The organism is Enterobacter sp. BIDMC 26 (assembly GCF_000534435.1).
GTDB classification, from domain to species: Bacteria; Pseudomonadota; Gammaproteobacteria; order Enterobacterales; family Enterobacteriaceae; genus Enterobacter; species Enterobacter ludwigii.
Genome location: NZ_KI973182.1, coordinates 3,528,452 through 3,549,874, shown reverse-complemented (window position 1 = coordinate 3,549,874; position 21,423 = coordinate 3,528,452). Strand labels below are relative to the sequence as shown.

Below are 21,423 nucleotides of genomic sequence, written 5' to 3'. Positions count from 1 at the left end.
GAGCGGAATTAACGCGTTCCGTAAACCACGATGGTTTTACCGTGTGCGGAGATCAGGTTCTGATCTTCCAGCATTTTCAGAATACGGCCCACTGTTTCACGGGAGCAACCGACAATCTGACCGATTTCCTGACGGGTAATTTTAATTTGCATGCCATCAGGGTGAGTCATCGCATCGGGTTGTTTCGCCAGATTCAGCAGGGTCTGAGCGATACGGCCGGTCACGTCCAGGAAGGCGAGGTTACCCACTTTCTCAGATGTCACCTGCAGACGGCGCGCCATCTGCGAAGAAAGACGCATCAGGATGTCAGGGTTAACCTGAATCAACTGACGGAATTTCTTGTAGGAAATTTCAGCCACTTCACATGCTGTCTTTGCACGAACCCAGGCGCTACGTTCCTGGCCTTCTTCAAACAGGCCCAGTTCACCGATGAAATCGCCCTGGTTCAGATAAGAAAGGATCATCTCTTTCCCTTCTTCATCTTTGATCAGCACTGCCACCGAGCCTTTGACGATGTAATACAACGTTTCCGCTTTTTCACCCTGGTGAATCAGCGTGCTCTTCGATGGGTACTTATGAATGTGGCAATGAGACAAGAACCATTCGAGAGTCGGGTCTGTTTGCGGTTTGCCAAGCACCATGCGCTGTTATCCTCTGTTATAAGCTGTCACCAGAGTCATAAGATGCATCCGGACTCTGGGGTTGCAATCGAATTCTTACCCATACCCTGGGAAGTCGGCTATCGTAACGTTTCGCAGCCAGTAAAGTTTGATGTCCTCTGCATACATGTGTAACGTCAATGTATTACTGTAGCATCCTGAGTGTTTTAGCATAGCTTTCGCCGCGTGTCTCCTGGTGTCTCGCTTCAGCATGACGCAGGTCGCCTTCCATTGCGAGAAATGTAACGCACGCGTAATCTATCACCAAAAATGCAACGTTGGAGTGAGTGAATATGCAAGCGCGTGTGAAATGGGTTGAAGGTTTAACGTTCCTGGGCGAGTCCGCTTCAGGACACCAGATTTTGATGGATGGTAACTCCGGCGATAAAGCACCAAGCCCAATGGAAATGGTGCTGATGGCAGCAGGTGGATGCAGCGCAATTGATGTGGTGTCGATCCTGCAAAAAGGCCGTCACGATGTGACCGACTGCGAAGTAAAACTCACCTCAGAACGCCGCGAAGAGGCACCACGCCTGTTTACCCACATTAACCTGCATTTCATCGTCAGCGGGAAAGAACTGAAAGACGCGGCGGTCTCACGCGCGGTCGATCTTTCAGCGGAGAAATACTGCTCGGTCGCCTTAATGCTCGAGAAAGCGGTAAAAATTACGCATTCGTATGAAGTGATCGACGCCTGATATTGGGGGGCATCGTTCACCCCGATGCCCTCACCGAAGCCCTCTCCCACGCGGAGAGGGAAATCATCAGGCGATTTTCTTCCCTTCTATCAACCGCTGCACCAGCGGCATCATAATTAATTCCATTGCCAGCCCCATTTTTCCGCCCGGAACCACTAACGTATTCATGTGCGAAATAAACGAGCCCTGCAGCATCGCCAGCAGCCAGGGGTAATCAATGCCGTCGAGATTGCGGAAATGGATAACCACAAAGCTCTCATCCAGCGACGGGATACTTTTGGCCGCGAACGGGTTAGAGGTATCGACTGTCGGTACGCGCTGGAAGTTGATATGCGTGCGGGAGAACTGCGGCGTCAGATAAGTAATGTAGTCTTCCATGGAGCGCACGACGGAATCCATCACCGCCTCGCGTGAATGGCCGCGCTCGCTGATGTCACGTGTCAGCTTCTGGATCCATTCAAGATTCACGATGGGCACCACGCCAACCAGCAGATCCACGTGACGCGCCACGTCATGCTGCGGCGTCACCACGCCACCGTGCAACCCTTCGTAAAACAGGACGTCGGTCGGTTCCGGCAGCGGTTGCCAGGGGGTAAAGGTCCCTGGCACCTGGTTCCAGGGAACGGCTTCATCGTAGGTGTGCAGATATTTGCGTGACTGCCCCTTGCCGCTCTGGCCGTACTCCTGAAAGGTTTGCTCCAGCAGGCCGAAGTCATTGGCCTCCGGGCCGAAGTAGCTGATGTGTTTACCCAGATCGCGCGCCTTGCGGATAGCCATATCCATCTCCGGGCGCGTGTAGCGGTGAAAGCTATCGCCTTCGACCTCCGCCGCACGGAGATTCAGTTGGGCGAAAATCTTACGAAAAGCGAGGCTGGTCGTGGTGGTTCCCGCACCACTCGAACCCGTAACGGCAATAACCGGATGTCTGGCAGACATAGCAACTCCCTGACTGGAAAGGTTTAAAGATCAGCCATGAAACGCGTTGCGGGGCATGATATTGACCGTCTCATGCAGTTCAGACCATACCAGCACCACGTCGCCGCTTTTGAGCTGGCGCTTCACATCGTTGACCTTTTGCTCAAGCGAACGTTCATGTTCACCATAATCGGTACCTTCGCGCAAGACAAAGCTTTCAATCAGATTATCGAGCGTTTCGGGGGAGAGGTCCTGCCATGGAATAATCATTTTGCACCGTCCAGATAAGGGGTAAGCCAGTCAGGAATACGCGACTCCAGCCACATTTTCGGGCGACGCAACGTTCCACCGATGAACCCCACGTGACCACCATGCTCTGTCAGCTGATAGTGAACGTTGGCAGGCAGAAATTCCTGCGCGGGGATAGAGTGATGATCCATAAACGGGTCATCTTTGGCATGAATGATAAGCGTCGGTTGCGTGATCTTGCTGAGCAGCGGCATGGCACTGCACTGACGATAGTAGTCAATCGCATCGGCAAAACCGTGAATTTTGGCGGTGATCAGATCGTCGAATTCGCGGATGCGACGGACCTTTTTCAACTGACGCAGGCTCACCGGCAGCGTATCCGGATAGGCTTTCAGCTTGCGCGCCGCGTTGGCTTTCAGCAGGTTGAGCAGGTAACGCTGATAGACCCGGGAAAAGCCTTTCTCCATATGGTAGCTGCACTGCTCCAGCATAAAGGGCGCGGAGACAATGACGGCCGCATCCAGCGGCACGGTGTCGCCCTCTTTTGCCAGCAGGCACGCCAGCATATTGCCACCCAGCGAGTAGCCCACGGCTGCCGTCGGGACGGTACCAAAGTTTTCCCGTAACCAGTGTAAAAACCAGGTGCCGTCTTCGGTTTCACCCGAGTGATAGATGCGCTTCTGGCGATTCGGTTCGCCGCTACAGCCGCGAAAGTGCATCACCACGCCGAGCCAGCCCCGCGCTTTGGCTGCCTGGATGAGCCCGTGTGCATAGGGACTGTGCAGACTGCCTTCCAGACCGTGAAAAACCACCAGACGCGGCTTGTGGCGCGCCTGTTCTGGCTCTTCGCTCCATGCCAGGTCCAGAAAGTCACCGTCCGGTAAGTCCAGCCGTTGCCAGTGCGGCGTGAACTGAACCTTACGGCGGATGAGTCGCGGCAGCATGGTCTGCAGATGGCAATTGGCTACGCCGCGCATGGGCACGAACTCGGTGCTGTCTTCGGCGATGATGTCGAAGTCTGATGGAATGATTTGGCTCATAACGGCGATGCTAATTCTTGTCAGTTATTTTCTGTTCTTTCCGAATTGTACCCCGTTTAGCCTGGTTTTCCGAAACATGAACTGATCTCGATCACAAATATTTACCTTGATTATTACTCTCAGGCTAATGATTCCGCCCTGCGCTTAATTGATGACTTCCTCGCCACGGCGCACACTTTACTCAACGTTAAGCAAATCAGAATGATGTGCTGAATCAGGAGGTTAATAATGTTATCTGGGCAAACACCCACCCGGCAATGGAACACACGACGCACCGAGAAAGCGCGTCGTCTGGCCTCCGTACCGGTGCAGGGCAAGGTACTGCCAACCGGCGATCTTGTCGCCATGCTGGAAAAACTGATCGCGCCTGGCGACAAAGTCGTTCTGGAAGGTAATAACCAGAAGCAGGCCGATTTCCTTTCACGCTCGCTGGCTGAAGTGAACCCGCAAATCGTGCATGACCTGCACATGATTATGCCAAGCGTGGGCCGTAGCGAGCATCTGGATATCTTTGAGAAAGGTATCGCCCGCAAGCTGGACTTCTCCTTCTCCGGTACCCAGAGCCTGCGCATCTCGCAGCTGCTGGAAGATGGTCAGCTCGAAATTGGCGCTATCCATACCTACATAGAACTCTATTCACGTCTGTACGTGGATCTCTCGCCAAACGTGGCGCTGATTGCCGGCTTTAAAGCGGACCGAAAAGGTAATCTTTATACCGGCGCAAGCACCGAAGATACCCCCGCGCTGGTGGAAGCGGCTGCATTCCATGACGGCATTGTCATCGCACAGGTGAATGAGCTGGTGGACGACGAATGCGACCTGCCGCGCGTTGATATTCCCGGCTCCTGGATTGACTTCGTGGTGGTGGCCGACAAACCGTTCTTTATCGAACCGCTGTTTACCCGCGACCCGCGTCTCATCAAACAGGAACATATCCTGATGGCGATGATGGCCATTAAGGGCATTTATGCGGAACATCAGGTGCAATCCCTGAACCACGGGATTGGTTTCAATACCGCGGCGATTGAACTGCTGCTGCCGACCTACGGTGAACAGCTCGGCCTGAAAGGCAAAATCTGTAAACACTGGACCCTTAACCCGCACCCAACCCTGATCCCGGCGATTGAAAGCGGCTGGGTGGAAAGCGTGCACTGCTTCGGCGGTGAGCTGGGGATGGAAGAGTACATTCGTGCACGTCCGGATATCTTCTTTACCGGTGCCGACGGCTCTATGCGTTCCAACCGCGCTTTCTGTCAGCTGGCAGGCCAGTACGCCGTTGATATGTTCATCGGGTCAACCCTGCAGGTTGACGGGTATGCCAACTCCTCAACCGTGACCCGTGGTCGTCTCTCTGGTTTCGGCGGTGCGCCAAACATGGGCCATGACCCGCATGGTCGTCGTCATGCCACCCCGGCCTGGCTGAACATGATCACCGAACCTGATCCGATGCAGCGCGGTAAAAAACTCGTCGTCCAGATGGTGGAAACCTTCCAGGCAGGCGTGAAACCGACCTTTGTGGAAAAACTCGATGCTGTTGACGTTGCGAAAGCGTCCGGGATGCCTCTGGCTCCGGTCATGATCTACGGCGACGACGTTACACATGTGCTTACGGAAGAGGGGATTGCTTACCTCTATCGCGCAGAAAGTCTGGAAGAGCGCCGGGCGATGGTTGCGGCCGTCGCGGGGATCACCGATATCGGTCTGGGCGTCGATGCCAAACGTGTGGCGCAGTTGCGCCAGAGCGGCAAAGTGGTTTACCCGGAAGATATGGGGATTCGCCGCACCGATGCCACCCGTTCTCTGCTGGCAGCAGGCAGCGTGTCAGACCTGGTTGAATGGTCTGGCGGTCTTTACAACCCACCTGCGAAATTCCGGAGCTGGTAATGAAACTTCTGCCCCAGATTCAGGTTGAAGGCGGTGCCGAATGGCTGGCGCGAACCGCCACGCAGTGTCTGATTGACGAAGCACAGTTAAGCCCGAAACCCGGTCTGGTGGACAGTCGGGGGAACGGCGCGCACCACGATCTGTCGCTCGCGTTGATGGAGCGTTCCGCGCGCAGCCTGACCCCCACGTTTCAGGCGCTGGCGCAACACAGCTGGCAGCGTCCGGCGGATATTGCGCTCAGGCAAACCATAGGGCGGCTCGGCCGTGAAGGTGAGCAGCAGATGATGGCGGCTACCGACGGTGTAAATACCCACCGCGGCGCGATTTGGGCGCTGGGGCTGCTGGTCAGTGCCGTGGCGATGCTCGGTGGCGATGCCAGCGCGCAGGCGGTAGCGAATACCGCGGCACAGCTGGCGAAACTGCCCGATGACGTGGCGCCGAAAGTGTTCAGCAAAGGGCTACGCGCCACGCGCCGCTACCGGGTTCCGGGCGCACGTGAAGAGGCTCAGCAGGCATTTCCACACGTGATGCAGCGTGCTCTGCCGCGGCTTCGTCTGAGCCGTCTTAACGGCAGCAGCGAAACGTACGCAAGGCTCGATGCGCTGATGGCCATCATGACGTCGCTTACCGACACCTGCGTGCTGTCGCGCGCCGGGATGGCGGGGCTGGAGGCCATGCAGAACGGTGCGCGTGCGGTGCTGAGTGCCGGAGGATGCGCGACATCCGCAGGCCAGATGGCGCTGGCGAGGTTAGACCGCCACATGCTGGCACTCAATGCCTCACCGGGCGGAGCAGCCGACCTGCTTGCCGCCACGCTGTTTCTCGATCGCATCGAAACGCCTTATTCAAAGCATTAAGAGGATGTTATGGAAAAAATCACATTAACCATGCCAGCGAGCCGCGCGTTAAGCGGCAAAGCGCTCGCAGGGGTTGTTGGTTCCGGGGATATGGAGGTGTTGTTTGCCGCCGAACCGGGCCAGACGTTAACCATTGATATCACCACGTCCGTCGACAACAGCCGCGGTCGCTGGGAGGCGTTGTTCAACCGCCTGCACACCGTCAGCAGCCTGCCTGCAGGAAAACTGACGATCCACGACTTTGGCGCGACGCCGGGGGTGGCACGCATTCGTATCGAACAGGTTTTTGAAGGGGTGAGCCATGCGTGATGATCGGAGTTTTATTGAATTAAAAGCTCGCCAGCGTGCGCAGGCATTGCTGGACGACGGGAGCTATCGCGAACTGCTGGATCCTTTTGAAGGCATTATCTCCCCGTGGCTGGGGCCGCAGGGCATCGTTCCTCAGGCCGATGACGGCATGGTGGTCGCCAAAGGCACCCTCAACGGCCAGCCTGCGGTAGTGGTGGCGATCGAAGGTGCGTTCCAGGGCGGCAGTATGGGCGAAGTGTCTGGCGCCAAAATGGCGGCCGCGCTGGAGCTGGCGGCAGAAGATAACCGCAACGGGATCCCGACGCAGGCGGTACTGTGTCTCGAAACCGGCGGCGTGCGCCTGCAGGAAGCCAACCTTGGCCTGGCGGCCATTGCCGATATTCATGCGGCAATTGTTGACCTGCGCCGTTACACCCCGGTGGTCGGGATTGTGGCCGGGACCGTGGGCTGCTTCGGTGGGATGTCTATCGCTGCTGCACTGTGCAGTTACCTGATTGTCACCCGCGAAGCGCGTCTCGGTCTGAATGGTCCTCAGGTTATCGAGCAGGAAGCGGGGATTGAAGAGTATGACTCCCGCGACCGTCCGTTTATCTGGAGCATGACCGGTGGCGAAGTCCGCTATGAAAGCGGCCTGGTGGATGCGCTGGTTGGCGATGGCGTGAATGCGGTGAAAGCGGCGATGAACGACGCGATTGCCAAAGGCGTGCCTGCGAAACATCGCACCGATAACTATGACGATTACCTGAACCGTCTGACGAATTTCGACACCCGCAAACAGGCCGATGCCGAACAGATTAAAGCGCTCTTTGCCCGGGAGGTGAAATGATGACTAACTCAGTAAGCCGTGGCGAACTCTGGCTGCAAACGCTCGCGCCGAACGCCAGACGCCTGGAAGGGTTATGCCCGTCCGTACAGGCGGCCGATGGTGAACTTAACGGTGAAACGGTACGTTTTGTTGCCGTGGTACCGGATGCCAACAACCACTTCCCGCGCGCGGCGAAAGGGGAAGTCGGTCTGCTGGAAGGCTGGACGCTGGCGAAAGTGGTGAGCGAAACCGTTGCCGCCGATGCCAACAGCGCCGTGAAGCGCCCGATCGTGGCGGTGATTGACGTGCCAAGCCAGGCCTATGGCCGTCGTGAAGAGGCATTTGGTATTCACCAGGCGTTGGCCGGCGCGGCGGCGGCCTATGCTAACGCGCGTCTGGCCGGTCATCCGGTGATTGGGCTTATCGTTGGTAAAGCGATGTCCGGTGCGTTTCTGGCGCACGGGTACCAGGCAAACCGCCTGATTGCCTTTAACGATAAAGGCGTGCTGATCCATGCCATGGGTAAAGAGTCTGCGGCGCGTATTACGCTACGTACCGTGGATGCGCTGGAAAAACTGGCGGCAACGATCCCGCCAATGGCCTATGACATCAGCAACTACGCCACACTGGGGCTGCTTTCCAACCTGCTGGACATCAGCAACCCGGATGCCCCTTCTGAAAACGATCTGACGCAGGTGAAAACCACGCTGCAACAGGCCATCCATGACGCTCGTCAGGACAACACCCTGAAAAACCGTCTCGGTGCTGACAATCGCCGCAGCTCTGCCCTCGTACGCGAACGCATGCGGGCAAGCTGGTAAGTAAAAAGAGACCTGCCAGATGCACTCCCCGCGGACGTAACCGTTACGTCCGCGCGGGAACCTGCATCCTGAAAATAATAATCATCGCGCCAGTGCTTAAACTTTTTTACTACAGGTGAATTATGACTTACGTAATTGTTCATGCTCTTGCACCGATTTTCGTCATCATGCTGCTGGGATTCTGGGCCGGTAAGGCAAAGATGGTCGATAACAAAAATGTCTCCCTGCTCAATATTTTCGTCATGGATTTTGCTTTGCCTGCCGCGCTGTTCAGCGCCACGGTGCAAACCCCGTGGACCGGCATCGTAGCCCAGTCGCCGCTGATTCTGGTGCTGACCCTGGCGATGTGGATAACCTACGCGGCCATTTACTTCCTCGCGACCAGCGTCTTTAAAAAATCCCCACAGGATGCCGCCGTGCTTACGCTGACGGTTGCGCTGCCAAACTATGCCGCGCTTGGCTTGCCGATTCTGGGCAGCGTGCTGGGTGAGAGCTCTTCAACCTCACTGTCCGTGGCGGTCTCTATCGCCTGTGGTTCGGTACTGATGACGCCGTTCTGCCTGCTGATTCTGGAACGTGAAAAAGCGCGTGCCGAAGGCAATAACTCCGGTTCAACGCTCTCGATGCTGCCGGTGCTGATGTGGCGCTCGATTAAAAAACCGATTGTGATGGGTCCCCTGCTGGGTGTGATTTTGTCTGCTATCGGCATCAAAATGCCTGAACTTGTTCTGGCCGCCATTAAGCCACTGGGCCTTTCTGCAACGGCTGCCGCGCTGTTCCTGACCGGGGTGATCCTCTCTGCGCGTAAGCTGCAGATCAACACCATGGTGATTACCTCAACCGTAGCCAAGCTGCTGATCCAGCCTGCGATTGCCTGGGGTATCGTTCTGATCTTCGGTCTGCACGGCTCCGTGGCGATCACCGCTATTCTGATGATTGCGCTCTCAGCCGGTTTCTTCGGCGTGGTGTTCGGTAACCGCTTTGGCGTGCAGTCTCCGGATGCGGAAGCGGTGCTGCTGTTAAGCTCGGTACTGTGTATCCTGTCGCTGCCGCTGTTTATCTCGCTGACTTCAGGAATGTAATCATGACCACAACATTACGCCCTCACGACCTCATCTGGCTTAACGCGCGTGACGCGCTGGAAGGCATCACTGACGACTGGGTGGATGCGGTATGGCATACCGGTTTGCCGGTGGTCGTGCGGCGTGATGTTGATAACGCTGGCCGTATTCCCGTTGGCGTACGCGGTTTACGCCGCGACCAGCGGGCGGCCGGTTGGGTGAAGCCAGACAACGTCGTGCGGGTGGTCTCACCCGAGGCGTTGAGCGTGACCGCCGATCTTCTGCGTTCACCGTTTGTGACTCAGCCACCGGTGCAGGTGGCGTTGCAACTTTCTCAGCAGGCATGGCCGTGGACGTGGGGAATTACGGGCAGCACGGGCTACGCCCTGGCGACCGGTATCCCGGTCATTCATGCCGACAGCGATCTCGATCTGCTGGTGCGAGCCCCTCAGCCTCTGACGGCTGACGCTTTGCGTGTCTGGGCGTCACAGCTCAGCCGCGCGTTATGTCGGGCAGACACCCAGGTCGACACCCCTGAAGGCGGCTTTGCGCTGACGGAGTGGCTGCGCGACGGCAAAACGTTGCTGAAGACCCGCCGTGGGCCGCGCCTGGTGGCGGACCCGTGGCACAGGGAGGAGTGATGAAAATACTGTTTACCTTTCCAGGGCAGGGCACCCAGCATGTCGGTATGCTGCAAAACCTGCCTGGCACAACGCTGGAGCAGGCCCGCGAGGTATTGGGTGGCGAAGTCGATACGCTGGATACCGCGGCAGCGTTAACCCACACGCGAGCCGTTCAGCTTTCGTTGTTAATTGCCGGTGTTGCCTGGGCGCGTGAGCTTGAACAACGCGGCGTGGCACCGGATATCGTCAGCGGTCTGTCTATTGGCGCGTATCCGGCCGCGGTCATTGCCGGAGCGCTGGAATTTGCCGACGCGTTGAAGCTGGTCGCGCTGCGTGGCGATCTCATGGAGCAAGCCTATCCGCACGGTTATGGCCTGACCGCGATAATGGGGCTGACCCTGCCTCAGGTTGAAGCGTTGCTGGAAGGCACCGGAACGTATATCGCCAATTTGAACGCGGAAACACAGATTGTGATCGCCGGCACCGATGAGGGGATGGCGCAGGTGGCGAAACGCGCGCTGGCAAAAGGGGCTAATAAGGCGCATCGGCTGACCGTCAGCGTGCCTTCCCATTGCGAACTGCTGGCGGAGCCGGCGCACAAGCTGGTGGAGGCGTTCACATCCGTCACGCTCACACCCCCGCGCTGTGCTTACCTGAGCGGCAGTACAGGACGCGTGCTCTGGACGCCTGAGAAAATCGCGGACGATCTGGCGATGAATATGGCGCGCACGGTGCGCTGGCAGGAAGCGGTGATTTCTGCCAACGAGCGTGAAGCTCGGCTGGCGATTGAAATGCCACCTGGCGGAGTACTGACCTGCCTGACGCGTCAGGCGGCCTGGGAAGGGGAGTCAGTTTCGCTGGAGCGCAGTGGTGTTGACGTGGCGGTACACCTGGCTAAGCGGCTACAGCGGTAGGGTCTGCGCAGGGTCGGTGGCGATACTGCGGGCATACATTCGCCCTTCGGCTGCCAGTGCCCGCAGGCTGGGGTCTTGCTCGCGGTTGCGGGCAAACACAATGGCAATCAACTGCTGCATTTGATACGGCTGGGCCAGCTTCAGTAGCTGTACTGAGTTCTCATACACTTTCTTCATTCTGCCTGGCATGAGCGTAAAGCCCACGCCCGCCTGCACCAGACTCAGCATCGAGAAAATGTCATTTACGCGGGTGACGATTTCCGGTTCGAAACCGGCAATATGAAACGCCTCCTGAAACCCGGCGTAGGTGGCAAACCCTTCCGACAGCGCGACAAACTTCTGCTCTTTGTAATCACGTAAGTCGGCAGGCCCGCTGGTGTTCAGCGTGGCAGAGGCCGGTGCGGCAAGAAAAATGTCGTCATGGAACAGGGGGAGCACTTCCAGACTGTTGCGGTCGATATCGCTTTCGGAAATAGAGATGAGGATGGCGTCGAGCAAACCGTCGTCCAGCATACGCAACAGGGTCTCGTTAGAGCCCATCGTCAGGTCCATCTCCAGGTCCGGACGGCGCAGTTTCATCCCCATAATCAGGCGTGGCACGGTTTCCAGCGTCAGCGAGTAGAGTGTGCCGACGCGCAGTCGTCCCTGGCCAACGCCGGCCGTTTTGCGCGCTTCTTCCAGCCCGCGCGCCATTACCTGCATTACTTCCTGACAATATTCCAGCAGCGTCCAGGCCGAAGGCAGCGCAATGAGATTGCGACCTTTGTGCGTAAAGAGCGGGCAGCGCACATTTTCTTCGAGAGTATGCAGCGCGCGGTGCACGCTAACGCCGCTCAGGCCAAGCGCTTCGGCGGTACGGGCGATATTGCCCTTCTCCATAAAGGTCATGAAGATGCTGAGTTTACGAAATGTAATGTCGCTCGTGATATCGAAACTCATAACCCTCCCGGGGATTTAGTCGGCCTGCAGCATGGCTTCCAGCTGTTCCTGGGCGTCCAGCCACGCCATCTCGCACGCTTCGAGGCTGGATTTCGTCTTCGCCTGTGTCTGCAGGCAGTCGGTCAGTTCCGCCTTACGGCTCTGGTCATACAGACCGCTGTCGCCCAGCTTCTCTTCAACGGTAGCCAGCAGAGCGTTAAGTTTCTCCATCTCCTTTTCGAGACGGGCAATCTCTTTACGCAGCGGCTGGGTCTGAGTACGCAGTTCCGCTTCACGGCGCTTCTGGTCTTTACGCGCCTGGGCGCTGTTGGCGTTATCTTTCGACGAGTCGTCCGGCTGGTTTTCCTGCTTCTGCACGTCCGTCAGCCACTGCTGGTAGTCTTCCAGATCGCCATCGAACGGCTCGACTTTGCCATCGTGCACTAAATAGAGATCGTCCGTTGTGGAGCGGATCAGGTGACGATCGTGCGAGACGACAACCAGCGCGCCTTCAAACTCAATTAACGCTTCGGTCAGCGCCTGACGCATGTCGAGATCGAGGTGGTTTGTAGGTTCATCGAGCAGCAGCAGGTTCGGGCGTTGCCAGACGATGAGCGCCAGCACCAGACGCGCTTTTTCGCCGCCGGAGAAACGTTCGGTGTTTTCGGTGACTTTATCGCCCTGGAAGCCAAAGCCGCCAAGGTAATCGCGCAGCTTCTGCTCCATCTCCTGCGGCGCCAGTCGCGCGAGGTGCTGGATGGGCGATTCATCCGCGCGTAAGAATTCCAGCTGATGCTGGGCGAAGTAGCCAAGCTTAATGCCTTTTGCCAGGCCGATCTCGCCGCTGACCGGGTTAAGCTCGCCCGCCAGCAGTTTAATCAGCGTCGATTTACCGGCGCCGTTACGCCCCAGCAGACCAATACGTGAACCCGGCACCAGGTTGAGCTTGATGGAGTCGAGAATAATGCGATCGCCGTAGCCAGCGCTCACCTTTTCCATCTTCAGCAGTGGGTTCGGCAGGCTCTCGGGCTCGCGAAAACTGAAGTGGAACGGGTTATCGACGTGCGCCGGGGCGATCATCTCCATGCGCTCCAGCATCTTGATGCGGCTCTGGGCCTGCTTGGCTTTAGAGGCTTTAGCCTTGAAGCGGTCAACAAAGCTTTGCAGATGCGCCACGCGCTGCTGCTGGCTTTCGTACATCGCCTGCTGTTGAGCAAGGCGCGTCGCGCGCTGGCGCTCGAATGAGCTGTAGTTGCCGGTGTATTCAAACAGGCTTTGCTGTTCGATATGAATGATTTTATCCACCACCGGGTCGAGGAAGTCGCGGTCGTGGGAGATCAGAATCAGAGTGCCCTGATAGCTCTTGAGCCACTTCTCCAGCCAAATAACCGCATCGAGATCGAGGTGGTTAGTGGGTTCATCAAGCAGCAGCAGGTCGGAACGGCAAATCAGTGCCTGCGCCAGGTTAAGGCGCATACGCCAGCCGCCGGAGAAGTCGCTGACGGGGCGTTCAAGCTGTTCGTTGCTGAAACCCAGACCGTGCAGCAGGCTGGAGGCGCGGGAGCGAATGGTCCATGCGTCGATGGCGTCCAGCTTACCGTGGACGGTGGCGATAGCATGACCGTCATTACGCTCGTTGGCGGCGTTCAGTTCAGCTTCCAGCTTACGGTATTCACGATCGCCGTCGATAACATAGTCGAGAGCGGGTTCGCTCAGGGCAGGCGTCTCCTGATTTACCCAGGCAAGCTGCCAGTTGCCCGGATAGGTAAAGTTACCGCCGTCAGCGCTAATCTCGTTTTTCAGCAGCGCAAGCAGGGTCGATTTTCCGCAGCCGTTTTTGCCGACCAGACCCACTTTTTGACCGGGATTGATGGTGGCGGAGGCGTTATCCAGCAGGACGCGCACGCCGCGGCGAATTTGTAACGAGGAGAAAACAATCATAGAAGCGCCGTATGTTCCGACTATGTTAATTTGTCATTATGATAATGTAAGGTGTGGGCCATTTTCCGCACCGGGCCGCCATGGTAGCCCAAAACAACGACGATACACAAAAACAGAAACAGAACCGGGAGGGGAGTGATGTCTCAGACAGCGAAAGTGCTGCTGCTGTATGCCCATCCGGAATCTCAGGACTCGGTGGCAAACCGGGTTCTGCTTAAGCCGGCTACTCAGCTCAGCAATGTGACGGTGCACGATCTCTACGCGCACTATCCTGATTTCTTTATTGATATTCCTTACGAGCAGGAACTGCTGCGTCAGCATGACGTGATTGTGTTCCAGCATCCGCTTTATACCTATAGCTGTCCGGCACTGCTGAAAGAGTGGCTGGACCGTGTGCTGAGCCGGGGGTTCTCCAGCGGGGTAGGGGGCAACCAGCTGGCGGGAAAGTACTGGCGCAGTGTCATTACGACCGGTGAGCCAGAGAGCGCTTACCGCCACGACGGTCTTAACCGTTATCCCATGAGCGATATCCTGCGGCCGTTTGAGCTGACGGCCGCGATGTGCCGCATGCACTGGATGAGCCCGATTATTGTCTACTGGGCGCGTCGCCAGAAGCCTGAAGCGCTGGCGAGCCACGCCAGAGCGTATGGCGATTGGCTGGCATCACCGATATCGGCGGGAGGTCGCTAATGGAAGGATCGAATTTACTCCTGGCCGGCGTGCTGTTTTTATTTGCCGCAGTGGTGGCGGTTCCGCTGGCCGCCCGGCTGGGCATTGGCGCGGTGCTGGGCTACCTGCTGGCCGGGATCGCCATTGGCCCCTGGGGGCTGGGATTCATCAGCGATGTGGATGAAATACTCCACTTCTCTGAACTGGGCGTGGTGTTCCTGATGTTCATCATTGGCCTCGAACTGAACCCGTCAAAACTGTGGCAGCTCCGGCGATCGATATTTGGCGTGGGGGCGGCGCAGGTCTTGTTCAGTGCCGCGATTCTGGCTGGGCTGTTAATGCTGACCAACTTCTCGTGGCAGGCGGCGGTGATCGGCGGAATAGGTCTTGCGATGTCGTCGACAGCGATGGCGCTGCAGTTAATGCGTGACAAAGGGATGAACCGCAACGAGGCAGGACAGCTGGGCTTTTCGGTACTGCTGTTTCAGGACCTGGCCGTGATCCCGGCGCTGGCACTGGTGCCGTTACTGGCAGGCTCTGGTGACGATCATTTTGACTGGGTCAAAATCTCCATGAAGGTGCTGGCCTTCGCCGGCATGCTGATTGGCGGACGTTTCCTGCTGCGGCCGGTGTTTCGTTTTATTGCCGCCTCTGGCGTGCGCGAGGTGTTTACTGCCGCGACGCTGCTGCTGGTGCTTGGCTCGGCATTGTTTATGGACGCGCTGGGGCTGTCGATGGCGCTCGGTACGTTTATCGCCGGGGTGCTCCTTGCCGAAAGCGAATATCGTCACGAACTGGAAACGGCTATCGATCCGTTTAAAGGGCTGCTGTTAGGGCTGTTCTTTATTTCGGTGGGAATGGCGCTCAACCTGGGCGTGCTCTATACCCATTTGCTGTGGGTGGTGATGAGCGTTGTTGTGCTGGTGGCGGTAAAAACGCTGGTGCTGTACGTCATGGCACGGATATACGGGCTGCGCAGTTCCGAGCGCATGCAGTTTGCCAGCGTCTTAAGTCAGGGCGGAGAGTTCGCGTTCGTGCTGTTCTCCACCGCCTCCTCCCAGAAGCTGTTTAAAGACGATCAGATGGCGCTGCTGCTGGTAACGGTCACGCTGTCGATGATGACCACCCCGCTGCTCATCAGGCTGGTGGATAAGCTGCTCTCACGGCGCTTAAATCCGACAGAGGATGAAGATGAGATGCCGTGGGTGGAGGATGATAAGCCGCAGGTGATTGTGGTGGGCTTTGGCCGCTTTGGGCAGGTGATTGGACGTCTGCTGATGGCGAACAAAATGCGCATTACGGTGCTGGAGCGCGATATCAGCGCGGTGAACCTGATGCGTAAATACGGCTACAAGGTTTACTACGGCGACGCGACCCAGCTCGAACTGTTGCGTTCAGCGGGAGCAGAAGCGGCAGAATCCATCGTGATTACCTGCAACGATCCGGAAGATACGATGAAACTGGTGGAACTGTGCCAGCAGCATTTCCCGCATCTGCATATTCTGGCGCGTGCGCGTGGACGTGTTGAAGCGCACGAACTGCTGCAGGCAGGTGTGAAACACTTCTCCCGTGAGACATTTTCCAGTGCGCTGGAGTTGGGACGTAAAGCGCTGATTTCGCTGGGCATGCATCCTCATCAGGCTCAGCGGGCCCAGATGCATTTTCGCCGGCTGGACATGCGAATGCTGCGCGAATTAATGCCGGTACACTCTGATACGGCGCAGATCTCCCGCGTGCGGGAAGCGCGTCGGGAGCTGGAAGAGATTTTCCAGCGAGAGATGCAACAGGAACGACGCCAGCTCGATGGCTGGGATGAATTTGAATAAAGGGTAACGAAAGATGGCTGTACGTAAACGCTTTATTGCGGGCGCAAAATGCCCGAGCTGCCAGGCGCAAGATACGCTGGCGATGTGGCGGGAAAATAATATTGATGTCGTAGAGTGTGTTAAGTGCGGTCATCAGATGCGCGAGGCGGATAAAGAAGCCCGCGATCATGTTCGCAAAGAAGAGCAAGTTATCGGGATTTTTCATCCGGACTAGCGATATGCCCTGAGTTTTTTTAAGCTAAAGGGTACACGGGTGCAGATTTCCGCTACAATCTGCGCCAGCAATTTTCCCTTGCTCAGGAGATATCATGAAAGTAGCAAAAGACCTGGTGGTCAGCCTGGCCTATCAGGTACGTACAGAAGACGGTGTGTTGGTTGATGAGTCTCCGGTGAGTGCGCCGCTTGACTACCTGCATGGTCACGGTTCCCTGATTTCCGGCCTGGAAAACGCGCTGGAAGGTCACGACGTTGGCGACAAATTCGACGTTGCTGTTGGCGCGAACGACGCTTACGGTCAGTACGACGACAACCTGGTGCAGCGCGTTCCTAAAGACGTGTTCATGGGCGTTGACGAACTGCAGGTTGGCATGCGCTTCCTGGCGGAAACTGACCAGGGTCCGGTTCCTGTTGAAATCACTGAAGTGGAAGACGACCACGTTGTGGTTGACGGCAACCACATGCTGGCTGGCCAGAACCTGAAATTCAACGTAGAAGTTGTTGCGATCCGTGAAGCGACCGAAGAAGAGCTGGCTCATGGCCACGTTCACGGTGCGCACGGTCACGACCATGACCACGATCACGGCCACGACGGCTGCTGCGGTGGTCACGGCCACGATCACGACCATGGTCACGACCACGGTAAAGGTGGTTGCGGTAACGGCGGCTGCGGTTGCCACTAATTCCGTTATGCGGAAAATAAAAAAGCGGGATAATAATCCCGCTTTTTTTACGCCTCAATAATGAGGTGGTGGCGTCTCTTCTGACTGAGAGGCAATATGTGACGGCTGTGTGGCCTTCAGTTTGTCCGTCAGCAGGCGCATGAGATCCCGCAGTTTCGCCATTTCCAGTTCATGTGCGGTCACGGTCTGGTTTAGCTCTTCGATGGTGATGTCCTGAAAAGCCAGGCGGCTTTCCAGCTCAGCCATTCTCGCTTCTAACATTGTGTCCTTCATCATTCACCTCGTTGTATCTCATTAACCACAATCGGCCAGCGGCGGCGAAGTTTAACTGAGTTTATCCTTAAGTTCAGTATCTATCCCCTTGGCAAGAAACTTATTTAAACAAAAATAGTCTGAAAAGTGGCGAGAATCGGGAGAGTCTGTCTGTAGATTTCTTCCGCAACGTTTTATAGTACGTAACTCATTTACGTTTAACGCTGGGGTGAGAGTCCCCAGGCCCTGGAGATATGGATGAAATCACTGTTTAAAGTAACGCTGCTGGCGACGACGATGGCTGTTGCGCTGAACGCGCCGCTGTCCTTCGCTGCTGATACTGCTGCGAAGCCTGCTGCAACTGCAGACAGCAAAGCGGCGTTCAAAAATGACGACCAGAAATCCGCCTACGCACTTGGCGCATCTCTGGGTCGTTACATGGAAAACTCTCTGAAAGAACAAGAGAAACTGGGCATTAAACTGGACAAAGCTCAGCTGATCGCGGGCGTTCAGGACGCATTTGCAGATAAGAGCAAACTGTCTGACCAGGAAATTGAACAGACTCTGCAGGCGTTCGAAGCACGTGTGAAAGGTGCCGCTCAGACTAAGATGGAAGCGGATGCAAAAGACAACGAAGCGAAAGGCAAAGCCTACCGCGATACCTTTGCTAAAGAGAAGGGCGTGAAAACCTCCTCTACGGGTCTGGTGTACAAAGTTGAGAAAGAAGGTACCGGTGATGCGCCTAAAGACAGCGATACTGTCGTGGTTAACTACAAAGGTACGCTGATCGACGGTAAAGAGTTCGATAACTCTTACACCCGTGGTGAGCCTCTCTCCTTCCGTCTGGATGGTGTGATCCCAGGCTGGACTGAAGGTCTGAAAAACATCAAGAAAGGTGGCAAGATCAAACTGGTTATTCCACCGGATCTGGCATATGGCAAAACCGGCGTTCCAGGTATCCCTGCTAACTCTACCCTGGTCTTTGACGTAGAGCTGCTGGACATCAAACCAGCGCCGAAAGCTGATGCGAAACCAGAAGCGCAGGCAGAACAGAAAGCTGCGACAGACGCGAAGAAGTAATGGAATGAAAACCGCCGCCTTTAAGGCGGCGGTTTTTTTTATTGTGGGGCAGATATAATTAACACTGGAAAGCGTTATGCACGCTGTATTAATTTAGTTGTCCGTGTAGATAATGAGCCTGCCCTGAAAACCTAACGACAGGCTCCTGAAAAGGAGTGTTTTTTTCATGTCCAGGTCGCTTTTAACCAACGAAACCAGTGAACTTGATTTACTGGATCAACGTCCTTTCGACCAGACCGACTTCGATATTCTGAAATCCTACGAGGCGGTAGTGGACGGGTTAGCGATGCTCATTGGGTCCCACTGCGAAATCGTATTGCACTCCCTGCAAGATCTTAAGTGTTCCGCCATCCGCATTGCTAATGGTGAGCATACTGGCCGTAAAATTGGTTCGCCAATCACCGACCTTGCATTGCGTATGCTGCATGACATGACCGGCGCGGACAGCAGCGTCTCCAAATGTTATTTCACCCGCGCCAAAAGCGGCGTACTGATGAAATCAGAAACCATCGCGATTCGAAATCGCGAGCATCGCGTGATCGGTCTGTTGTGCATCAACATGAACCTTGATGTGCCGTTCTCGCAAATCATGAGCACTTTCATACCGCCTGAAACGCCGGACGTTGGCTCCTCAGTTAACTTTGCCTCCTCGGTTGAAGATCTGGTGACGCAGACGCTTGAGTTCACTATCGAAGAGGTGAATGCCGATCGCAACGTATCGAACAACGCCAAGAATCGTCAGATCGTGCTGAATCTCTATGAGAAAGGGATTTTTGACATCAAAGACGCCATTAACCAGGTGGCCGATCGCCTGAACATTTCCAAGCATACGGTCTACCTCTACATCCGCCAGTTCAAAAGCGGTGATTTCCAGGGGCAAGACAAGTAATGCGTTTTTCGCTGATGGTGACAGGCCCGGCATATGGTACTCAGCAGGCCAGCAGCGCGCTGCAGTTTGCGCATGCGTTACTGGCTGCCGGACATGAGCTGGTGAGCGTCTTCTTTTATCGGGAAGGGGTGTATAACGCCAACCAGTTTACCTCACCGGCCAGCGATGAATTTGATCTGGTGCGCGCCTGGCAGACGCTGAACGAGACAAGGGGGGTTGCGCTGCATATCTGCGTGGCGGCAGCCCTGCGTCGCGGCGTGACCGATGCCACCGAAGCTGAACGTCTTGGCTTGCCAGGGGCCAACCTGCAGCCGGGGTTTTCGTTGAGCGGTCTGGGCGCACTGGCACAGGCTGCGTTAACCTGCGACAGAGTGGTGCAATTCTGATGAAACGCGTGGCGTTTGTTTTTTCATCTGCTCCGCACGGTAGTGCGTCCGGCAGAGAAGGGCTGGATGCGTTGCTCGCAACATCAGCGCTGACCGAAGACATCGGTGTCTTCTTTTTAGGGGATGGCGTGTTTCAGCTTCTGGCAGGCCAGCAGCCGCAGGCTATTCTGGCGCGGGATTACATCGCGACCTTTAAAGTGCTGCCGCTTTACGACATTGAAACCTTTTTTGTCTGCGCTGATTCTCTGGCTGCGCGCGGTCTGAGCAATAAGACGTCTTTCGTGCTGGATGTAACACTCCTCCCGGCCGACGCGCTGCGCGACCAACTTTCCCATTACGACACTGTTCTGAATTTCTGAGGCTGACATGCTCCATACCCTGAGCCGTTCACCGTGGCATTGTGATATCGACGCATTACTGAGCATGCTGCGCGAAGGTGATGACCTGCTGCTGATTCAGGATGGCGTACTGGCTGCGCTTGAAGGGAGTCGTTTCGTTGAAATTCTCAGCAATGCCCCCATATCCGTCTCTGCGCTGAAAGACGATCTTGAGGCGCGAGGTCTTTCTGGTCAAATTTCAGCCAAAATTGACGTGGTTGGCTATACTGATTTCGTCAATCTTACTGTGACGCACGCCAGTCAAATGAACTGGTGATCCGAGATCGCTGTATATTTCTTGACACCTTTTCGACGTAGCCCTAAAATTTCGCGTCCTCATATTGTATGAGGTCGTTTTATTACGTGTTTACGAAGCAAAAGCTAAAACCAGGAGCTATTTAATGGCAACAGTTAACCAGCTGGTACGCAAACCACGTGCGCGCAAAGTTGCAAAAAGCAACGTGCCTGCACTGGAAGCCTGCCCGCAGAAACGTGGCGTATGTACTCGTGTATATACCACCACTCCTAAAAAACCAAACTCCGCACTGCGTAAAGTATGCCGTGTGCGTTTGACTAACGGTTTCGAAGTGACTTCCTACATCGGTGGTGAAGGTCACAACCTGCAGGAGCACTCCGTGATCCTGATCCGTGGCGGTCGTGTTAAAGACCTTCCGGGTGTTCGTTACCACACCGTTCGTGGTGCGCTGGACTGCTCAGGTGTTAAAGACCGTAAGCAGGCTCGCTCCAAGTACGGCGTGAAGCGTCCTAAGGCTTAATGGTTCTCCGTTAAGTAAGGCCAAACTGATTTATCTTAATGTCAAACTAAACTCGTAGAGTTTTGGACAATCCTGAATTAACAACGGAGTATTCCCATGCCACGTCGTCGCGTCATTGGTCAGCGTAAAATTCTTCCAGATCCGAAATTCGGATCAGAACTGCTGGCAAAATTTGTAAATATCCTGATGGTAGATGGTAAAAAATCTACTGCAGAAGCAATCGTATACAGCGCGCTGGAGACCCTGGCTCAGCGCTCTGGTAAAAATGAACTGGAAGCTTTCGAAGTCGCTCTCGACAACGTGCGCCCGACTGTAGAAGTTAAGTCTCGCCGCGTTGGTGGTTCTACTTATCAGGTTCCAGTTGAAGTTCGTCCGGTTCGTCGTAATGCTCTGGCAATGCGTTGGATCGTTGAAGCTGCTCGTAAACGCGGTGATAAATCCATGGCTCTGCGTCTGGCGAACGAACTTTCTGATGCTGCAGAAAACAAAGGTACTGCAGTTAAGAAACGTGAAGACGTTCACCGTATGGCAGAAGCCAACAAGGCGTTCGCACACTACCGTTGGTAATCCCTTCG

Annotated in this window: 27 protein-coding genes; 20 read left to right on the top strand and 7 right to left on the bottom strand. The window is 55.9% G+C overall.

Annotation, left to right across the window (positions count from 1 at the left end):
* Positions 1-8: 8 nt before the first annotated feature.
* On the bottom strand, positions 9-641 hold the full coding sequence (gene crp / locus L462_RS06585; protein WP_000242758.1) for a cAMP-activated global transcriptional regulator CRP: 633 nt from the start codon (positions 639-641) through the stop codon (positions 9-11).
* A gap of 311 nt (positions 642-952) precedes the next feature.
* Here crp and L462_RS06590 point away from each other — a divergent pair, with 311 nt between their 5' ends.
* Positions 953-1,357, top strand: coding sequence for an OsmC family protein (locus L462_RS06590; RefSeq protein WP_025202873.1), 405 nt, complete (start codon positions 953-955; stop codon positions 1,355-1,357).
* A 66-nt stretch (positions 1,358-1,423) separates the two neighbouring features.
* Here the strand turns inward: L462_RS06590 and L462_RS06595 are convergent, their stop codons facing one another.
* Genes L462_RS06595 through L462_RS06605 form a run of 3 tightly spaced genes read right to left on the bottom strand, consistent with a single transcriptional unit; the run spans position 1,424 to position 3,561 of the window.
* On the bottom strand, positions 1,424-2,293 hold the full coding sequence (locus L462_RS06595; RefSeq protein WP_014171927.1) for a phosphoribulokinase: 870 nt from the start codon (positions 2,291-2,293) through the stop codon (positions 1,424-1,426).
* A 30-nt stretch (positions 2,294-2,323) separates the two neighbouring features.
* Entirely contained in the window at positions 2,324-2,542 is a 219-nt protein-coding gene (locus tag L462_RS06600) for a YheU family protein (RefSeq protein ID WP_003861664.1), read from the bottom strand.
* Positions 2,539-3,561: a hydrolase gene (locus L462_RS06605; protein WP_014171925.1), complete on the bottom strand. Its 1,023-nt coding sequence runs from the start codon at positions 3,559-3,561 to the stop codon at positions 2,539-2,541. The genes L462_RS06600 and L462_RS06605 overlap by 4 nt, the downstream gene beginning before the upstream one ends.
* Positions 3,562-3,789: 228 nt before the next feature.
* Here L462_RS06605 and mdcA point away from each other — a divergent pair, with 228 nt between their 5' ends.
* From mdcA to mdcH, 8 genes are all read left to right on the top strand, one after another.
* The gene (gene mdcA, locus L462_RS06610) at positions 3,790-5,445 is read left to right on the top strand and encodes a malonate decarboxylase subunit alpha (RefSeq protein ID WP_014171924.1); all 1,656 of its coding nucleotides are present in this window, start codon (positions 3,790-3,792) and stop codon (positions 5,443-5,445) included.
* Positions 5,445-6,302 (top strand): triphosphoribosyl-dephospho-CoA synthase, encoded by an 858-nt coding sequence (locus tag L462_RS06615; protein ID WP_032679095.1) that lies wholly within the window; start codon positions 5,445-5,447, stop codon positions 6,300-6,302. The genes mdcA and L462_RS06615 overlap by 1 nt, the downstream gene beginning before the upstream one ends.
* 9 nt (positions 6,303-6,311) lie before the next feature.
* On the top strand, positions 6,312-6,611 hold the full coding sequence (gene mdcC, locus L462_RS06620; protein WP_020884595.1) for a malonate decarboxylase acyl carrier protein: 300 nt from the start codon (positions 6,312-6,314) through the stop codon (positions 6,609-6,611).
* Entirely contained in the window at positions 6,604-7,437 is an 834-nt protein-coding gene (locus L462_RS06625) for a biotin-independent malonate decarboxylase subunit beta (RefSeq protein WP_014171921.1), read from the top strand. The genes mdcC and L462_RS06625 overlap by 8 nt, the downstream gene beginning before the upstream one ends.
* Positions 7,437-8,237, top strand: a complete 801-nt coding sequence (mdcE, locus tag L462_RS06630) for a biotin-independent malonate decarboxylase subunit gamma (protein WP_032670503.1) — start codon at positions 7,437-7,439, stop codon at positions 8,235-8,237. Before L462_RS06625 ends, mdcE begins: the two co-directional genes overlap by 1 nt.
* A 122-nt stretch (positions 8,238-8,359) precedes the next feature.
* A complete protein-coding gene (locus L462_RS06635; RefSeq protein ID WP_014171919.1) occupies positions 8,360-9,319 on the top strand; it encodes an AEC family transporter in 960 nt (319 codons plus the stop codon).
* 2 nt (positions 9,320-9,321) lie between these two features.
* Positions 9,322-9,939 (top strand): malonate decarboxylase holo-ACP synthase, encoded by a 618-nt coding sequence (locus tag L462_RS06640; RefSeq protein ID WP_032679094.1) that lies wholly within the window; start codon positions 9,322-9,324, stop codon positions 9,937-9,939.
* A complete protein-coding gene (mdcH, locus tag L462_RS06645; RefSeq protein ID WP_032679093.1) occupies positions 9,939-10,835 on the top strand; it encodes a malonate decarboxylase subunit epsilon in 897 nt (298 codons plus the stop codon). The genes L462_RS06640 and mdcH overlap by 1 nt, the downstream gene beginning before the upstream one ends.
* Here the strand turns inward: mdcH and L462_RS06650 are convergent.
* Positions 10,824-11,774 (bottom strand): LysR family transcriptional regulator, encoded by a 951-nt coding sequence (locus tag L462_RS06650; protein ID WP_032679092.1) that lies wholly within the window; start codon positions 11,772-11,774, stop codon positions 10,824-10,826. The two genes, mdcH and L462_RS06650, sit on opposite strands and share 12 nt — an antisense overlap.
* A gap of 15 nt (positions 11,775-11,789) precedes the next feature.
* Positions 11,790-13,694 (bottom strand): ABC transporter ATP-binding protein, encoded by a 1,905-nt coding sequence (locus L462_RS06655; RefSeq protein WP_020884600.1) that lies wholly within the window; start codon positions 13,692-13,694, stop codon positions 11,790-11,792.
* A gap of 138 nt (positions 13,695-13,832) precedes the next feature.
* Here L462_RS06655 and kefG point away from each other — a divergent pair, with 138 nt between their 5' ends.
* From kefG to slyD, 4 genes are all read left to right on the top strand, one after another.
* Positions 13,833-14,384 carry a glutathione-regulated potassium-efflux system ancillary protein KefG gene (gene kefG / locus L462_RS06660; protein WP_020884601.1) on the top strand — a complete coding sequence of 184 codons (552 nt, stop codon included), beginning with the start codon at positions 13,833-13,835 and terminating at the stop codon, positions 14,382-14,384.
* Positions 14,384-16,189: a glutathione-regulated potassium-efflux system protein KefB gene (gene kefB / locus L462_RS06665; protein WP_020884602.1), complete on the top strand. Its 1,806-nt coding sequence runs from the start codon at positions 14,384-14,386 to the stop codon at positions 16,187-16,189. Before kefG ends, kefB begins: the two co-directional genes overlap by 1 nt.
* A gap of 13 nt (positions 16,190-16,202) precedes the next feature.
* Positions 16,203-16,403, top strand: coding sequence for a YheV family putative zinc ribbon protein (locus L462_RS06670; RefSeq protein ID WP_013099038.1), 201 nt, complete (start codon positions 16,203-16,205; stop codon positions 16,401-16,403).
* Positions 16,404-16,497: 94 nt separating this feature from the next.
* Complete coding sequence (gene slyD, locus L462_RS06675; protein ID WP_014171912.1) at positions 16,498-17,088, top strand: peptidylprolyl isomerase; 591 nt, start codon at positions 16,498-16,500, stop codon at positions 17,086-17,088.
* Positions 17,089-17,142: 54 nt separating this feature from the next.
* Here slyD and L462_RS06680 read toward each other — a convergent pair whose 3' ends face one another.
* Complete coding sequence (locus L462_RS06680; RefSeq protein ID WP_020884603.1) at positions 17,143-17,361, bottom strand: protein SlyX; 219 nt, start codon at positions 17,359-17,361, stop codon at positions 17,143-17,145.
* Positions 17,362-17,598: 237 nt separating this feature from the next.
* Here L462_RS06680 and fkpA point away from each other — a divergent pair, with 237 nt between their 5' ends.
* The 7 genes from fkpA to rpsG all read left to right on the top strand — a co-directional run bounded on the left by fkpA (position 17,599) and on the right by rpsG (position 21,415).
* Positions 17,599-18,420 carry an FKBP-type peptidyl-prolyl cis-trans isomerase gene (gene fkpA / locus L462_RS06685; protein ID WP_014171910.1) on the top strand — a complete coding sequence of 274 codons (822 nt, stop codon included), beginning with the start codon at positions 17,599-17,601 and terminating at the stop codon, positions 18,418-18,420.
* 166 nt (positions 18,421-18,586) lie between these two features.
* On the top strand, positions 18,587-19,309 hold the full coding sequence (locus L462_RS06690) for a helix-turn-helix transcriptional regulator (RefSeq protein ID WP_014171909.1): 723 nt from the start codon (positions 18,587-18,589) through the stop codon (positions 19,307-19,309).
* Entirely contained in the window at positions 19,309-19,695 is a 387-nt protein-coding gene (tusD, locus tag L462_RS06695) for a sulfurtransferase complex subunit TusD (protein WP_014171908.1), read from the top strand. The genes L462_RS06690 and tusD overlap by 1 nt, the downstream gene beginning before the upstream one ends.
* A complete protein-coding gene (tusC, locus tag L462_RS06700) occupies positions 19,695-20,054 on the top strand; it encodes a sulfurtransferase complex subunit TusC (protein ID WP_032679090.1) in 360 nt (119 codons plus the stop codon). Before tusD ends, tusC begins: the two co-directional genes overlap by 1 nt.
* Positions 20,055-20,061: 7 nt before the next feature.
* Positions 20,062-20,349, top strand: a complete 288-nt coding sequence (gene tusB / locus L462_RS06705) for a sulfurtransferase complex subunit TusB (RefSeq protein WP_014171906.1) — start codon at positions 20,062-20,064, stop codon at positions 20,347-20,349.
* 124 nt (positions 20,350-20,473) lie between these two features.
* Entirely contained in the window at positions 20,474-20,848 is a 375-nt protein-coding gene (rpsL, locus tag L462_RS06710; protein WP_000246815.1) for a 30S ribosomal protein S12, read from the top strand.
* Positions 20,849-20,944: 96 nt separating this feature from the next.
* The gene (gene rpsG, locus L462_RS06715) at positions 20,945-21,415 is read left to right on the top strand and encodes a 30S ribosomal protein S7 (RefSeq protein ID WP_003861706.1); all 471 of its coding nucleotides are present in this window, start codon (positions 20,945-20,947) and stop codon (positions 21,413-21,415) included.
* Positions 21,416-21,423: the final 8 nt, after the last annotated feature.

What these genes read in the sequence shown, in the direction of transcription:
- crp (WP_000242758.1), bottom strand. Translation starts at nt 641, where the DNA reads ATGGTGCTTGGCAAACCGCAAACAGACCCGACTCTCGAATGGTTCTTG.
- L462_RS06590 (WP_025202873.1), top strand. Translation starts at nt 953, where the DNA reads ATGCAAGCGCGTGTGAAATGGGTTGAAGGTTTAACGTTCCTGGGCGAG.
- L462_RS06595 (WP_014171927.1), bottom strand. Translation starts at nt 2,293, where the DNA reads ATGTCTGCCAGACATCCGGTTATTGCCGTTACGGGTTCGAGTGGTGCG.
- L462_RS06600 (WP_003861664.1), bottom strand. Translation starts at nt 2,542, where the DNA reads ATGATTATTCCATGGCAGGACCTCTCCCCCGAAACGCTCGATAATCTG.
- L462_RS06605 (WP_014171925.1), bottom strand. Translation starts at nt 3,561, where the DNA reads ATGAGCCAAATCATTCCATCAGACTTCGACATCATCGCCGAAGACAGC.
- mdcA (WP_014171924.1), top strand. Translation starts at nt 3,790, where the DNA reads ATGTTATCTGGGCAAACACCCACCCGGCAATGGAACACACGACGCACC.
- L462_RS06615 (WP_032679095.1), top strand. Translation starts at nt 5,445, where the DNA reads ATGAAACTTCTGCCCCAGATTCAGGTTGAAGGCGGTGCCGAATGGCTG.
- mdcC (WP_020884595.1), top strand. Translation starts at nt 6,312, where the DNA reads ATGGAAAAAATCACATTAACCATGCCAGCGAGCCGCGCGTTAAGCGGC.
- L462_RS06625 (WP_014171921.1), top strand. Translation starts at nt 6,604, where the DNA reads ATGCGTGATGATCGGAGTTTTATTGAATTAAAAGCTCGCCAGCGTGCG.
- mdcE (WP_032670503.1), top strand. Translation starts at nt 7,437, where the DNA reads ATGACTAACTCAGTAAGCCGTGGCGAACTCTGGCTGCAAACGCTCGCG.
- L462_RS06635 (WP_014171919.1), top strand. Translation starts at nt 8,360, where the DNA reads ATGACTTACGTAATTGTTCATGCTCTTGCACCGATTTTCGTCATCATG.
- L462_RS06640 (WP_032679094.1), top strand. Translation starts at nt 9,322, where the DNA reads ATGACCACAACATTACGCCCTCACGACCTCATCTGGCTTAACGCGCGT.
- mdcH (WP_032679093.1), top strand. Translation starts at nt 9,939, where the DNA reads ATGAAAATACTGTTTACCTTTCCAGGGCAGGGCACCCAGCATGTCGGT.
- L462_RS06650 (WP_032679092.1), bottom strand. Translation starts at nt 11,774, where the DNA reads ATGAGTTTCGATATCACGAGCGACATTACATTTCGTAAACTCAGCATC.
- L462_RS06655 (WP_020884600.1), bottom strand. Translation starts at nt 13,694, where the DNA reads ATGATTGTTTTCTCCTCGTTACAAATTCGCCGCGGCGTGCGCGTCCTG.
- kefG (WP_020884601.1), top strand. Translation starts at nt 13,833, where the DNA reads ATGTCTCAGACAGCGAAAGTGCTGCTGCTGTATGCCCATCCGGAATCT.
- kefB (WP_020884602.1), top strand. Translation starts at nt 14,384, where the DNA reads ATGGAAGGATCGAATTTACTCCTGGCCGGCGTGCTGTTTTTATTTGCC.
- L462_RS06670 (WP_013099038.1), top strand. Translation starts at nt 16,203, where the DNA reads ATGGCTGTACGTAAACGCTTTATTGCGGGCGCAAAATGCCCGAGCTGC.
- slyD (WP_014171912.1), top strand. Translation starts at nt 16,498, where the DNA reads ATGAAAGTAGCAAAAGACCTGGTGGTCAGCCTGGCCTATCAGGTACGT.
- L462_RS06680 (WP_020884603.1), bottom strand. Translation starts at nt 17,361, where the DNA reads ATGAAGGACACAATGTTAGAAGCGAGAATGGCTGAGCTGGAAAGCCGC.
- fkpA (WP_014171910.1), top strand. Translation starts at nt 17,599, where the DNA reads ATGAAATCACTGTTTAAAGTAACGCTGCTGGCGACGACGATGGCTGTT.
- L462_RS06690 (WP_014171909.1), top strand. Translation starts at nt 18,587, where the DNA reads ATGTCCAGGTCGCTTTTAACCAACGAAACCAGTGAACTTGATTTACTG.
- tusD (WP_014171908.1), top strand. Translation starts at nt 19,309, where the DNA reads ATGCGTTTTTCGCTGATGGTGACAGGCCCGGCATATGGTACTCAGCAG.
- tusC (WP_032679090.1), top strand. Translation starts at nt 19,695, where the DNA reads ATGAAACGCGTGGCGTTTGTTTTTTCATCTGCTCCGCACGGTAGTGCG.
- tusB (WP_014171906.1), top strand. Translation starts at nt 20,062, where the DNA reads ATGCTCCATACCCTGAGCCGTTCACCGTGGCATTGTGATATCGACGCA.
- rpsL (WP_000246815.1), top strand. Translation starts at nt 20,474, where the DNA reads ATGGCAACAGTTAACCAGCTGGTACGCAAACCACGTGCGCGCAAAGTT.
- rpsG (WP_003861706.1), top strand. Translation starts at nt 20,945, where the DNA reads ATGCCACGTCGTCGCGTCATTGGTCAGCGTAAAATTCTTCCAGATCCG.